Source organism: Burkholderia sp. AU28863, assembly GCF_002223195.1.
GTDB lineage: Bacteria > Pseudomonadota > Gammaproteobacteria > Burkholderiales > Burkholderiaceae > Burkholderia > Burkholderia sola.
In genome coordinates this window covers 630,191-644,421 of the sequence record NZ_NKFE01000005.1, presented here as the reverse complement: position 1 = coordinate 644,421, position 14,231 = coordinate 630,191, and the positions used below count along the sequence as shown (strand labels likewise).

Here is a 14,231-nt window from a genome sequence, read left to right as displayed (position 1 = left end):
GGCCAAAAAAACAAAAAGCCCGCTATGCGTCGGCATCAGCGGGCTTCGGTGCGGTACGACAGCGATCGACTCGGGCCGGCTGCCGCCGGCCTTCGCTTTAGCTGTTTTGGGAAGTTGCCCCGCGTCCGCAAGCTGATATCAAATCGACGCAAGGCCACATCCTATCACGCCTCGATAAAAGCGTGCGCCGGCGTTACTCGACCGACAGCTGCAGGTTCATCTGCGAACGCTCGGTGTCGCCGGCCGTGTCGCGATCGGCCTGCGACGCCGGCGTGAGGCGCGCGCGCTCGATCGCATCGAGGTACTCGGGCGTCACGGCGCCGGTGATGTAGTTGCCGTCGAAACACGACGCCTCGAAGCGCTCGAGCTTCGGGTTGATGTCGCGCACCGCGCGGCGCAGATCGTCGACGTCCTGATAGATCAAATGATCGGCGCCGATGATCTTCGCGACTTCCTCGTCGGTGCGGCCGTGCGCGACAAGCTCGCCACGCGTCGGCATGTCGATGCCGTACACGTTCGGGAACTTCACGGGCGGCGCCGCCGACGCGAAGATCACCGACTTCGCGCCCGCATCGCGCGCCATCTGCACGATTTCGTGCGAGGTCGTGCCGCGCACGATCGAATCGTCGACGATCAGCACGTGCTTGTCCTTGAATTCGATGCTCATCGCGTTGAGCTTCTGGCGCACCGACTTCTTGCGCACCGCCTGCCCCGGCATGATGAAGGTGCGGCCGACGTAGCGGTTCTTGAAGAAGCCTTCGCGATACTCGACGCCGAGCTTCGCGGCGACCTGCATCGCGGCCGGGCGCGACGAATCGGGAATCGGCATCACGACGTCGATCGGCACGTTCGGCAGTTCGCGCTTGATCTTCTCGGCGAGATAGTCGCCCATGCGCAGGCGCACGTTGTAGACCGGCACGCCGTCGAGGCACGAATCCGGACGGGCCAGATACACGTATTCGAACATGCACGGATTCAGCGTCGGGTTCTCCGCGCACTGCTGGCTGTGGAAGTTGCCGGCCTTGTCGATGAAGACCGCTTCGCCCGGCTCCAGGTCACGCACGAATTCGAAACCGATGCCTTCGACCGCCACCGACTCCGACGCGACCATCCATTCGGTGCCGTGTTCGGTTTCGAGCTTGCCGATGCAGAGCGGGCGGATGCCGAACGGGTCGCGGAACGCGAGCAGGCCGTAGCCGGCGATCAGCGACACGATCGCGTACGACCCCTGCAGGCGGCGATGCACGCCCGAGACCGCCTTGAACACCGACGCCGGATCGAGCTCGAGGCCCGTGGTCGACAGTTGCAGCTCGTGCGCGAACACGTTGAGCAGCACTTCGCTGTCGGAATTGGTGTTGATGTGCCGGCGGTCGATCCGGAACATCTCGTCCTTCAGCTGCATCCAGTTCGTCAGGTTGCCGTTGTGCGCAAGGATGATCCCGAACGGCGCGTTCACGTAGAACGGCTGCGCCTCGGCCTCGCTCGACGCCGAACCGGCCGTCGGGTAGCGCACCTGGCCGATGCCGTAGGTGCCGGGCAGGCTGCGCATGTTGCGCGTGCGGAACACGTCGCGCACCATGCCGTTCGCCTTGTACATGTGGAAATTGCTGCCGTCCGCCGTCGCGATGCCCGCCGCGTCCTGACCGCGATGCTGCAGCAGCAGCAGGCTGTCATAGATCAGCTGATTGACAGGGGATTGGGAGATAACGCCTACGATGCCGCACATGGCATGTCCTTCAGAATGACAAAATCGGTTCCGTCCTGCCCGGCCGCGTCGTCACACGCGTACGTACTGGGCCATGCCGTCGGGCAGGAGCTGCTTCAGCTCGTGCACGCCCTGCTCGGCAAAAGGACGCAAGAGCGCATTGCGCCAGAAATCCTGTTTGGGCAGTTCGGTCAGCCCGGCCGCCGCGACCAGCAGCACCACCAGCACACAGCCGCGGACGAGCCCGAACATCATGCCCAGCGAGCGGTCGACGCCGCCCAGGCCACTCGCCTGCGCGATCCGCGACAGCAGCGCGTTCGCCACGCCGGCGACCAGCACGACGCCGATCACGAGCAACGCGAAGGCGATCACCCACTGCGTCAGCGCGCCGCCCGGCCAGTTCGCCGGAATGTATGGCACGACCAGCCCGACGTAGCGGCCCGCGATCACGATCGCCGCGATCCAGCCGATCAGCCCGAAAATCTCGGATACGAAGCCGCGCCACGCGCCGCGCAGCGCCGACAACACGATCACCGCCAATACAGCGTAGTCGAAAGCCGTCAGCATCGTGGCATTACTGCGTCAGACCGGCTTCGCGCACCTTCGCGATCGCGGCGGAGGCCGCCGAGCGATCCGCGAACGGGCCGGCACGCAACAGTGTAGCCGTGCTGCCGTCTGCCTGCTTGCGATGCTCGACATATGCGGGCACGCCCGCCGATTTCAACTTGGTCGCCCACGAACGGGCCGTCGCGTCGTCCTTGAACGACCCGAGCTGCACCGCGAAGCGCGCACCGGCCGGCGACGCCGGCGACGATGCGTCGCCGCTGTCCGGGCTCGCGGCGCCGTCGTTCGCGACGGTTGCGGGCGCAGGTTTCGGCGCGGCCGGCTTCGGCGCGGGCGCGGCAGCCGGCTTCGGCGCGGGCTTCGGCGGCGTCACGCTCGCGGTGGTGGTCGGTTCGGGTTTCGCGACCGGCTTGGCCGCATCCTTCGGCGCGGGCGCCGGTGCGGCCGCAACGGCCGTGTCGGAGGCCGGCGGTTCGTCGTGCGCGACGCCTGCCTGCACGTCGGACACATCGTCGTCGCGCGGCGCGACTGCCTGGTGCGCGGGCCGGTTCGGGATGTCGATCGCGATGTCGTCGGTGACCGGCTTCGGGTGCGAATCGAGCACCATCGGCAGCACGATCACCGCAGCCACGACGAGCGCGATCGCGCCGACGAGGCGACGGCGCGCGCGTTGCTTTTCTGGAAGGGTCGGATCGAGCAGCAGTGCATCCGATTCCGGACGCTCGGTACGGCGCGAGCGTCGCTCGACGCGTTCAGTGCGCTCCGTGCGCACGTTCCGGGAGGCCCCGGTGCGACCGCCGCGCCGCGGGGGCGCGTCGTCGTCTTTCTTGCCGAACGAGAAAATTCCCATGAATGGCTGAGTCCGAAACTGCCCGTCAGTCAGTGTTGCTGCGATTTACGGTAGGCCAGCACGCCGGCAACCGTATGGAAACTGCCGAAAACCACGATTCTATCATTCTCGGATGCTCTTTTTAGTGCATCGCGAAACGCTTCCGCGGGCGACGCGTAGCGCGTCACGCTCGAATCGGGTCCGTCCTCCACGCCGGCCTTGCGCAGCGCGGCTTCGAGCTGCTCCGCCGAGGCCGCGCGCGGCAGCGGCAGGTCGGTCACGCACCAGTGGTCGATCTCGCCCTTCAGGTGCTGCAGCACGCCGTCGATGTCCTTGTCGTGCATCGCGCCGAACACCGCGTACGTGTACGGGAAGAAGCCCATGTTGCCGAGGTTCTGCTCGAGCACGGCCGATGCATGCGGGTTGTGCGCGACGTCGAGCACGATCGCCGGCTTGCCGGGCAACACCTGGAAGCGCCCCGGCAGCTCGACGTTCGCCAGCCCGAGCCGGATGTCCTGCGCGGACACCGGCAGCATCGGGCGCAGCGCCTCGAGCGCCGCGAGCGCGGCCGACGCATTGATCAGCTGATTCGCGCCGCGCAGCGCCGGATACGCGAGCGCCGGATAGCGCTTCTCGCGGCCGAGGTAGCTCCATTGCTGGCGTTCGGCACCCGCCTGCGCCTCGTAGCGGAAATCGCGGCCGACGAGCCACAGGTCGGCGCCGATCGCTTCGGCGTGGTCGATCAGCGTCTGCGGCGCGGCCGGATCGCCGCAGATCGCCGGCTTGCCCGCGCGGAAGATCCCGGCCTTCTCGAACGCGATCTTCTCGCGCGTATCGCCGAGGTACTCGGTGTGGTCGATGTCGATGCTCGTGACGATCGCGCAATCGGTATCGATGATGTTCACCGCGTCGAGCCGGCCGCCGAGGCCGACTTCGAGGATCACCGCGTCGAGCCCGCGCGATGCGAACAGATGCAGGATCGCGAGCGTCGTGAACTCGAAATACGTGAGCGAGACCGGTTCCGGCAGCGACGTGCGCGCGGCTTCGACGGCCTCGAAGTGCGGCAGCAGTTCGTCGTCGGTCACGTTCTGCCCGTTCACGCGCGCGCGCTCGTTGAATTCGAGCAGGTGCGGCGACGTGTGGCAGCCGACCTTGTAGCCCGCGCGCACGAGGATCGTCTCCAGGAACGCGCAGGTCGAGCCCTTGCCGTTCGTGCCGCCGACGGTGATCACCGGGCACGCGAATTCGAGCTGCAGCGCCGCCTTGACCTGCCCGATGCGGGTCAGGCCCATGTCGATGCCGACCGGGTGCGCGCGTTCGAGATGCGAAAGCCACGCGTCGAGAGTGGGAAAAGTGCTCATCGGATCAAATCTGGATCGGTACCGCCACTACGCCAAAAAACGAAGCGCGCCGCCTGACGCTGAAGCCAGGCGACGCGCGGAGTCACAACCTTGCGCCGGTCAGGCCAGCGCGTCGGCCGGCTGTCGCTGCAGCAGCGCGAGCAACTGCGCGATCTCGTCGCGCATCTTGCGACGGTCGACGATCATGTCGATCGCGCCCGTCTTCAGCAGGAATTCCGCGCGCTGGAAGCCTTCCGGCAGCTTCTCGCGGACCGTCTGCTCGATCACGCGCGGGCCGGCGAAGCCGATCAGCGCCTTCGGCTCGGCGATCACGACGTCGCCGAGGAACGCGAAGCTCGCCGACACGCCGCCCATCGTCGGGTCGGTCAGCACCGAGATGAACGGCAGCTTCGCTTCGGCCAGCTTGGTCAGCATCGCGGTGGTCTTGGCCATCTGCATCAGCGACAGCAGGCTTTCCTGCATCCGTGCGCCGCCCGATGCGGTGAAGCAGATGAACGGCACATGCTGCTCCAGCGCGTTCTGCGCACCGCGCGCGAAGCGCTCGCCGACGACCGAGCCCATCGAGCCGCCCATGAACGAGAACTCGAAGCACGCGGCGACGACGGGCAGCGTGTGGATCGCGCCGCCCATCACGACCATCGCGTCGGTCTCGCCGGTTTCGTCCATTGCTTCCTTCAGACGATCGGGGTACTTGCGGCTGTCCTTGAACTTCAGCGAGTCGACCGGGACGATTTCCTGACCGATTTCATAGCGGCCTTCCGGATCGAGCAGCCCGTCGAGGCGCTCGCGTGCGCCGATGCGCATGTGGTGATCGCACTTCGGGCACACGTGCAGGTTCGCGTCCACGTCGTTGCGATAGAGAACGGCCTCGCAGGACGGGCACTTGACCCACAGGCCTTCCGGAATGCCCTTGCGGCTTTTCGGGTCGGTCTGCTTGATCTTCGGCGGCAACAGTTTGTCGAGCCAGCTCATCGTATGGTTTCCTGTTCCGTGGCGGGGCGGGCCGACCGGCCCGTTCCCGCTTCCTGTGTTGTGTTTATCGCGCCGTGTTGCCGGCACCGTCCAGGGCGGCGCGCAGCTCGGCGATGAACGACTTCAGCGCGGCGGCGGCACCTTCCGGCGCAGCGCTCTCGAGCAGTTGCACGAGACGGCTGCCGATCACGACGGCGTCCGACACTTCGGCCACCGCGCGCGCCGTTTCGGCGTCGCGGATGCCGAAGCCGACACCCACCGGAACCGGCACGCGCGACTTGATGGCCGGGATTTTACCCGCAATGCTCGAAACATCCAGATTTCCGGCGCCGGTCACGCCCTTCAGCGACACGTAATACACGTAGCCGCTCGCGATCTTGCCGACGTCGGCGATGCGTTCGTCGGTCGACGTGGGCGCGAGCAGGAAGATCGGATCGATCTGCGCGGCCCGCATTTTTTCCGCAAACATGCCCGCCTCTTCCGGCGGGTAGTCGACCACCAGCACGCCGTCGACGCCGGCGGCGTGCGCTTCGGCCGCGAACGCATCGACACCCATCCGTTCGATCGGGTTCGCATAGCCCATCAGCACGACGGGCGTTTTGGGATCGGTCTCGCGAAACCGCTTCACGTCGGCGAGCACGCTCTTCAACGTGACGCCGCGCGCGAGCGCGCGCTCCGACGAGCGCTGGATCACGGGGCCGTCGGCCATCGGGTCCGAGAACGGCACGCCGAGTTCGATCACGTCCGCGCCGCCGGCGGCGAGCGCGTGCATGAATTCGACGGTTTTCGCGGGATCGGGGTCGCCGGCCGTGATGAACGGGATCAGGCCCTTACGGCCTTGTTCGGCGAGTGCGGCGAAGGTCTGCTGAATACGGGACATGGCAATTTTTTCCTATGTCGATCGGAGTGAGCGCTTCAGCGCTTGCTCCGATCCCATACAAAGTAGCATTCGGCGATGCGGCGGCGCGATTCACGCGCACGCCGGCGCGGCGAGCGCGCTCACGCGCTCGTGCGCGATCGCACAATAGCTTTCGTTGATCTCATAGCCGACGAAGTCGCGCCCCTGCCGTGCGCAGGCCACCGCGGTCGTGCCGCTGCCCATGAACGGATCGAGCACGCGGCCGCCCGGCGGGCAGCTCGCGAGCACCATCCGCTCGATGATTTCCAGCGGCTTCTGGGTCGGATGATCGACGCGCTCCGCGTGCTGCCGATGCAGGCGCGAGACCGACCAGACGTCCTTCGGGTTGTAGCCCATCTCCAGCCACTTGCTGCCTTCGAACAGCTTGCGCGAGCGGGCCTTCTTCGTATCGGCGTCGTACGGGATGCGGACCGGATCGAGATCGAAGTAATACGCTTTCGAAACCGCGAAAAAGCCGATGTTGTCGTGCACCGACGTGAAACGGCGCGTCGTGCCGCCCATGCTCGGCACGCGCCGGTCCCAGATGATCTCGTTGACCATCGTGAGCTGCGTCTTCAGGAAACTGAAGATTTCCGGCGCGTACTGCCACGTGCAGAAGATGTACATCGACCCGCTCGGCTTCAGCTTCGGAATCGCGAGTTCGAGCCACGCGCGCGTCCACGCGAGGAAATCGTCGCCCGAACGCTTGTCCGAATCGTTGCCGTAGTCCTTGCCGAGCCCGTACGGCGGATCGGCGACGATCAGGTCGATCGACGCATCCGGCAGGTACGCGGCGTGGGTCAGGAAATCGCGGTTGTGCAGCTCGATACCGGACGGCAGCGCGCGCGGCACCGCAGCGGCGGGCTGAACCGCCTCCGCGTCGCTCGCGGCGCCGCCGCCCGGCTCTTCGATCAGGTCACGCATCGGTCGGGGTCAGAGCTCGATGCCCGATCGCTCGGCGACCGTGTGCATGTCCTTGTCGCCGCGACCCGACAGGTTGACGAGCAGGATCTTGTCCTTCGGCAACGTCGGCGCGAGCTTCACGCCATATGCGATCGCGTGGCTCGACTCGAGCGCGGGGATGATCCCCTCGATCCGGCAGCAGTCGTGGAACGCCTTCAACGCTTCGTCGTCGGTGATCGGCACGTACTGCGCGCGGCCGCTGTCCTTCAGCCATGCGTGCTCGGGGCCGACGCCCGGGTAGTCGAGTCCCGCCGATACCGAATGCGTCTCGATGATCTGGCCGTTGTCGTCCTGCAGCAGGTACGTGCGGTTGCCGTGCAGCACGCCCGGGCTGCCGGCGATCAGCGAGGCCGCGTGATGGCCCGTGTCGAGGCCGTCGCCGGCCGCTTCGACGCCGATCAGCTGCACCGACGCATCGTCGATGTACGGATAGAAAATGCCCATCGCGTTCGACCCGCCGCCGACGCACGCGATCACCGCGTCCGGCTGGCGGCCGGCGAGTTCCGGCATCTGCACCTTGCACTCGTCGCCGATCACGCGCTGGAAGTCGCGCACCATCATCGGGTACGGGTGCGGGCCCGCGACCGTGCCGATGATGTAGAACGTGCTTTCGATGTTCGTGACCCAGTCGCGCATCGCTTCGTTCAGCGCGTCCTTCAGCGTGCGCGAACCCGATTCGACCGGCACGACCGTAGCGCCCAGCAGCTTCATCCGGTAGACGTTCGCGGCCTGCCGGCGCACGTCCTCCGAACCCATGTAGACGACGCACTCCATCCCGAAGCGCGCGCAGATCGTCGCGGTCGCGACGCCGTGCTGGCCGGCGCCCGTTTCCGCGATCACGCGCTTCTTGCCCATGCGCTTCGCGAGCAGCGCCTGGCCGATCACGTTGTTGATCTTGTGCGCGCCCGTGTGGTTCAGGTCTTCGCGCTTCAGGTAGATCTGCGCGCCGCCGAGCATCTCGCTCCAGCGCTGCGCGTGATAGATCGGCGACGGGCGGCCGACGAAATACTTCAGCTCGCGCTCGAATTCGGCAACGAAGTCGGGATCGTTCTGGAACTTTTCATACGCCGCGCGCAGTTCGTCCAGCGCGTGAATCAGCGTCTCGGCGACGAACACGCCGCCATACGGGCCGAAGTGGCCGCGATCGTCAGGAAGGTTGTACATGGTGTCTCTCTCGATCGGTCGGTGCGCCCCGCTTGTCAGGCCGCACCGGCTTGCATCACCCGGCGTCCGCTTCGCGCACCGCGCGCACGAACGCCGCCATCCGGGCGTGATCCTTCACGCCCTTCGCGCCCTCCACTTCGATGCCACTCGAGACATCGACAGCAAACGGACGCAGCTGGCGGATCGCATCACCGACGTTTTGCGCGTTCAAGCCACCACTCAAAACGGCCCGACGCGCGAGCTCTGCGGGAATAAGAGACCAATCGAAGACCTTGCCGCTACCGCCGTAATCCGGCACCAAGGTGTCGAACAGGAGGCCGCGCGCTTTCGAATAATGAAGAGCCGATTCTACCAAATCGGCACGCTGCGTCGAGGGGCCGACGCGCACCGCGCGCAACCACGGCAGCCGTGCCGCGCGGCCGAGCGCGTCGCACTGCGCCGGCGTCTCGTCGCCATGGAGCTGCAGCATCGTGAGCGGCACGTCGCGCACGACGGCCTCGATCTCGGCTTCGGTCGCATTCACGAACAGCCCGACCACCGACACGAACGGCGGCGCGAGGCTCGCCAGCTCGGCCGCCTGTGCGATCGTCACCGCGCGCGGGCTCTTCGGGTAGAACACGAGGCCGATCGCATCGGCGCCGAGCGCGGCCGCATGCAGCACGTCCTCGGGGCGCGACAGCCCGCACAGCTTGATGCGCGTGCGCGGCGGCAGGCCGGCCGCGGCGGAAGTCGAAGAAGACACGGCGTGCTCCGTCATGGTTGTGGGTCCAGATCCGCCCAGACGCTGCTCCACGGCACGCTGCCGAGCTGCGCGGGCGGGACGGCGAATTCCGTCGGGTAGCCGACGTGGGCGAGGTACAGCCCGTCGGCCATGAACGTCGGGGCCGCGAGGTTGCGGTCACGGCCGGCCAGCACGTCGGCGAGCCAGTCGGCCGGATAGCGGCCCCGCCCGACCGCGACGAGGCAGCCCATCAGGTTGCGCACCATGTGATGCAGGAACGCGTTCGCGCGGAAGCGGAAATGGATGAAATGCCCCACCCGCCGCACGTCGATCTGATACAGGTGTTTGACCGGCGTCTTCGACTGGCATTCCGACGACCGGAACGACGAAAAATCGTGCTCGCCGATCAGATGCGCGGCGGCAACGCGCATCGCATCGTCGTCGAGGGGCGTATGGATCCAGCCCGCGCGCCCGGCCAGCATCGGCGAACGCACCGGGTGCACGTACAGCGCGTAGTAATAGGTGCGCTCGAACGCCGAGAAGCGCGCATGGAACGTGTCCGGCATCGGCTTCGCCCACTGCACCGACACGGTCGGCGGCAGGAACGCGTTAGTGCCGCGCACCCACGAGAACACCTCGCGCTCGAGGTCCGTGTCGAAATGCACGACCTGCCCGAGCCCGTGCACGCCGGTATCGGTCCGCCCGGCCACCGTCGTGTGCAGCGGCACCCGCGCGAACTCGGCCAGCGCATGTTCGAGCCGGTCCTGCACGGTCTTGCCGTGCGGCTGCGCCTGCCAGCCGCAGAACGCCGCGCCGTCGTACTGGATGCCCAGCGCGATCCGCATCACGCCTCGTCCGCCAGTTTCGCGAGCAACGCGCGGGCGTCGTCGCGCGTCGCGGCGTCGTTCGCGTCGATCACTTCCTGCAGCAGCGTCCGCGCGCCGGCCAGATCGCCCAGTTCGACGTATTCGGTCGCGAGGTCGAGCTTGTTGCGGGCGATGCGCGCGAGCTCGTCCGCGGTGAGCGCAGGCAGCGCGGCGCCCGGCGTGGACGGCAGGTCGAGATCGAAGTCGAGCTTCAGCGCGCCGAACTGCGCGCCGCCGAGCGGCGGCAGCGACGACGTCGCAGGCGGGCTGCCGGCCTGGCCGGCCGGCGTCGCCGCGTCCGGATCCCAGTCGAACTCGTCGTCCTGGTCGGCCGGATGTTCCGCCGTCGTTTCAGCCGAACCCACCGGCGGGTGTTGGGCGGATTGACCGTTAGTTGCAATTTCTTCGACGTCGGACTGCGGTGTGCGCGCAGACGGTTCCTCCGCCGTCGACGACGGCTCATCCGCCGTCCGCGGCGGCAACGGCATGTCGAGACTGTTGAGCGCGCTGATCGCGTTCTGCATCAGTGCTGCATGCTGGGCTTCGGCGCTCGAAGGCGCGGCAGGTGCGACGGTCGGCTCGGCCGGCTTGTCGGTGGCAGAGGGTTCTTCCGCCGGTTCTGCTTCGTGCGAAGCCTCGGCCGGAACCGGAGTCGCGTCGTTCGTGGCCGGCGCGACAGTATCAGCAGGCGGCAATTCGGGCGACTCGACGCGCGGCGCCGTCATTTCCGGCGCGGGCGACGTATCCGCTGCGGGCGGCTCGATCGTCTCCGCCGCGGCGGCAGTCGCCGCGACCAGATTCATGTCGGACGCGGCATCGCGTGCGATCGGCATCTCGGGCGTGATCGGCAGTTCGCGCTCGACGGACGGCGCGGCTTTCGCTTCTCCCGCCGCGTCGCCGCCTGCTGCGGCCACAGTCGCAGCAGCACCCGCCTCATCCGCGCGGCGCCCCTTCCGGCGCTTGCGCCATACGAAACCGGCAGCGAGCACGATCACGGCAGCGCCGGCCGCGGCGGCCGGGCGCCAGTCCATCTGTTCGGTACGACGTGCCGGGGTCGCGACGGGTGCGACCGATTGCACGGAAGCCGATGCCGATTGCGGCGCACTGGCTGCCGCACCCGACGCGGCTTCGTCCGCCGTCGATGCGGCGGCCGATGCACCCGCGTCATTCGCGGCCGCACGCGGCGCGGCAGGCGCCGGAGCAGGCGCGATGCCGGTCGTCGCCGGCTTGCCGATGCCGTGCTTCTGCAACTCCATCAGCACACGGTTCTTCAACGCGAGCAATTGCTGCAGGCTCGACGGCCGCGGCTGCGACGCACCCGCGGCGGGCGCTGCGCCGGCCGGCTCGCGCACGCCGGAAACCGGGTTGCCCGGCACCGACTGCGCCGTGGCCTCGCTCGCGGACGACGGCGCCGCCTGGATCGCACCGCTCCATACATGCGGACCGCTCGCACCGCCCGTGGGCGCCGCCGGCTGCGTGCTGTCGACAGACGACGCGCCATGGGCGGCGGACGCCCCGCTCGAAGCCGAAGCACCGACCGAAGCCGACGCCCCCGCCGCCGTCGCGGCACTCGCGCCGCTCACCGGAGCCGCATGCACGGCCGGCGCCACCGGCGCGGGTTGCACGGCCGAACCGGGATGCGGCGCGGATGCGCCGTACTGCGCGATCGCCGACCCGCCCGATGCGACGACGGGCGCGGACGCGGCTGCCGTACCGGACGCGGCGGATGCACCGGCCGGCGCGAGCGCCACGCCGGTTGCGTCGAGCGCGGGCACCGTCAGCGTCGCGCCGACCTTCAAACGACTCGCGTCGCGCTTCATGAACGCCTGCGGATTGGCGTCGAATAGCGCGCGAGCGGCGCGCGCGAGCACGGCCGGATCGTGCGATTGCGTGGCCGCTTTCGCGATGTCGTTCAACGACTGGCCCGGCTGGACCGTCACGGTAAGCGGTGCGGCGGCGCCGACAGCGGATGCCGGCAGATCGCCGACGCCGACTGCCCACACCGATGCGGCTGCGCCGAGCGCCAGGATCGCCAGCGCGCCACGCACGGCGCGCGACAGACGGGACTGGCGCGGAAACAAGGAAATTCGGGACATCGTTGGCTCTATCGCCGCGCACGGGCGCGGCTCGGATTCGCGGTTGGAAGCGTCAATAAAGTGCTGCAGAAATGCAAAAGCGTCGCGCGGAACGCGACGCTTTCGGCGGGTCTGTGCGTCGTAACCGCGTAGTTTACTTCACACGATCGGGTTCCGGCCGAATTCGTCGCCGACAGCTGTCACGGGGCCCGAGCGGGCGCTCGTATCGCGGGGGTCCGCCTGCCCGCAGCCGATGCATCCGATCGGCCAAACGAACCTGCATGCCGCAGTTGAAAGCCGGCGGCGGCGGCCGCTCGCCCCGCTCGAATGACGCGGCTTTCTGGCGCTCAGCGGGCGTCGGCGCAGGATCACGGCGCCAGAATCGCAAGCACTCCGTCAACAATCCATCCCGCCCGCCGTTAATGAATTAATAGCCGGAAAATCAAAACGCATGCTGACCGGCCACCCATTCCGCTCCAATTGATTCCAATTCCCCGATAAGAAGGCAATATCCCTCTCTTATCAGAGAAATGAAAATCCACATCACCAAAGCCCCACCCCGTAAGGCTTTGACCGCCTGTCGCTCGCTTCATTGCTCATACAAAAGCCATTATTTCTGCATCAATTCAATTACATTACACAAAATTACACAGACCCTGTAACTGCCGTCGATACGATCGCCTTCAAACACGAATCGGCACATTTCGACGTCGCGCTCGCCCATGCCGGAAAGACGGGAGCGCGCGACCGGGCTGATGCCGTGAAGTACCGGAGGGCCATCGCGCAGTCGCACGACTGCATCACTCACCAGCTCGTTACGGGGACGAACATGGGCTATCAACAGGGTTTGAGCGGGTTGGCCGGCGCGTCGAGCAATCTCGACGTCATCGGCAACAACATCGCGAACGCAAACACGGTCGGCTTCAAGCAGGGGCGTGCAAACTTCGCCGACATGTACGCGAATTCGGTCGCGACGTGGGTCAACACGCAGATCGGCATCGGGACGCGGCTCGCGTCGGTGCAGCAGCATTTCAGCCAGGGAACGATCAATTCGACGAAGTCGTCGCTCGACGTCGCGATCAACGGCAACGGCTTCTTCCAGATGTCGAGCAACGGCGTGACCACGTACTCGCGCGACGGCACGTTCCACCGCGACAGGAACGGCGCGATCGTCGACGCGCAAGGCCGCAACCTGATGGGTTATGCGGCAGGCGCCGGCGGCGTGATCAACACCGCGCAGACCGTGCCGCTGCAGGCGCCGACCAGCAACATCGCGCCGCGCGCGACGAACAGGATCACCGGCCAGTTCAACCTGAACGCGCAGGACAAGGTGCCGGCCAAGACGCCGTTCAACGCGACCGACAACACGACGTACAACTACAACACATCGATCCAGGTCTACGACTCGCTCGGCGGTTCGCAACCGGTCAACATGTACTTCGTGAAGTCGGCGGCCGGCACGTGGCACGCCTACGCGGGCGCGCAGGGCCAGACGCCGACGAATCTCGGCACCGTCACGTTCGACGCATCGGGCCGGATCAGCTCGACGACGTCGGCCGCGACCGGCCAGCCGACCCCGAGCCTGGGCCAGTTCGCGTTCTCGATCCCGAATACGACGGGCGGCGCGAATCCGCAGAACCTGACGCTCGACCTGGGCGGCACGACCCAGTATGGCGGCAAGGACGGCGTGAACAACCTCGGGCAGGACGGCTTCGCGAGCGGTACGCTGACGACGTTCTCGATCGGCACCGACGGCAAGCTGACCGGCAATTACTCGAACGGCCAGAGCGCGGTGCTCGGCCTGATCGCGCTCGCGAACTTCAACAACCCGAACGGGCTCGTGAACATCGGCGGCAACCAGTATGCGGAAACGGCCGCGTCGGGCGTGCCGCAGATCTCCGCACCGGGCAGTACGAATCACGGCACGCTGCAGGGCAGCGCACTGGAAAACTCGAACGTCAACCTGACGACCGAGCTCGTGAACCTGATCACGGCGCAGCGCAATTACCAGGCGAATGCGCAAACGATCAAGACCCAGCAGGCCGTCGACCAGACGCTGCTGAACCTGCGCTGAACCACATGAAAAACGCGCCGCGCCAGCCCTGAATCTCAA

12 protein-coding genes are annotated in these 14,231 nt (G+C 67.1%); 1 reads left to right on the top strand and 11 read right to left on the bottom strand.

The annotated features are described in order from the left end of the window. Nucleotides 1-193: 193 nt before the first annotated feature. From purF to CFB81_RS19355, 11 genes are all read right to left on the bottom strand, one after another. Entirely contained in the window at nt 194-1,726 is a 1,533-nt protein-coding gene (gene purF / locus CFB81_RS19405) for an amidophosphoribosyltransferase (protein ID WP_069618451.1), read from the bottom strand. 51 nt (nt 1,727-1,777) lie between these two features. Beyond that, on the bottom strand, nt 1,778-2,272 hold the full coding sequence (locus CFB81_RS19400) for a CvpA family protein (RefSeq protein ID WP_027782633.1): 495 nt from the start codon (nt 2,270-2,272) through the stop codon (nt 1,778-1,780). Between the two features lie 7 nt (nt 2,273-2,279). Beyond that, the gene (locus tag CFB81_RS19395) at nt 2,280-3,119 is read right to left on the bottom strand and encodes an SPOR domain-containing protein (RefSeq protein ID WP_089436208.1); all 840 of its coding nucleotides are present in this window, start codon (nt 3,117-3,119) and stop codon (nt 2,280-2,282) included. A 29-nt stretch (nt 3,120-3,148) separates the two neighbouring features. Next, nucleotides 3,149-4,459, bottom strand: a complete 1,311-nt coding sequence (folC, locus tag CFB81_RS19390) for a bifunctional tetrahydrofolate synthase/dihydrofolate synthase (protein ID WP_069618453.1) — start codon at nt 4,457-4,459, stop codon at nt 3,149-3,151. 99 nt (nt 4,460-4,558) lie between these two features. Next, a complete protein-coding gene (gene accD, locus CFB81_RS19385; protein ID WP_009691548.1) occupies nt 4,559-5,431 on the bottom strand; it encodes an acetyl-CoA carboxylase, carboxyltransferase subunit beta in 873 nt (290 codons plus the stop codon). Nucleotides 5,432-5,495: 64 nt separating this feature from the next. Next, nucleotides 5,496-6,311, bottom strand: a complete 816-nt coding sequence (trpA, locus tag CFB81_RS19380; RefSeq protein WP_089436207.1) for a tryptophan synthase subunit alpha — start codon at nt 6,309-6,311, stop codon at nt 5,496-5,498. 90 nt (nt 6,312-6,401) lie between these two features. After that, entirely contained in the window at nt 6,402-7,253 is an 852-nt protein-coding gene (locus CFB81_RS19375; RefSeq protein ID WP_089436206.1) for a site-specific DNA-methyltransferase, read from the bottom strand. 9 nt (nt 7,254-7,262) lie between these two features. Continuing rightward, on the bottom strand, nt 7,263-8,456 hold the full coding sequence (trpB, locus tag CFB81_RS19370) for a tryptophan synthase subunit beta (protein ID WP_089436205.1): 1,194 nt from the start codon (nt 8,454-8,456) through the stop codon (nt 7,263-7,265). 55 nt (nt 8,457-8,511) lie between these two features. Further along, entirely contained in the window at nt 8,512-9,213 is a 702-nt protein-coding gene (locus CFB81_RS19365; protein WP_089436204.1) for a phosphoribosylanthranilate isomerase, read from the bottom strand. Beyond that, complete coding sequence (gene truA / locus CFB81_RS19360; RefSeq protein WP_179236008.1) at nt 9,210-10,022, bottom strand: tRNA pseudouridine(38-40) synthase TruA; 813 nt, start codon at nt 10,020-10,022, stop codon at nt 9,210-9,212. The genes CFB81_RS19365 and truA overlap by 4 nt, the downstream gene beginning before the upstream one ends. Then, nucleotides 10,022-12,139: a FimV/HubP family polar landmark protein gene (locus CFB81_RS19355; protein WP_089436202.1), complete on the bottom strand. Its 2,118-nt coding sequence runs from the start codon at nt 12,137-12,139 to the stop codon at nt 10,022-10,024. The genes truA and CFB81_RS19355 overlap by 1 nt, the downstream gene beginning before the upstream one ends. An 808-nt stretch (nt 12,140-12,947) precedes the next feature. On the opposite strand from CFB81_RS19355, the gene flgE reads away from it, so the two are divergent. Next, on the top strand, nt 12,948-14,192 hold the full coding sequence (flgE, locus tag CFB81_RS19350; protein WP_089436201.1) for a flagellar hook protein FlgE: 1,245 nt from the start codon (nt 12,948-12,950) through the stop codon (nt 14,190-14,192). Nucleotides 14,193-14,231: the final 39 nt, after the last annotated feature.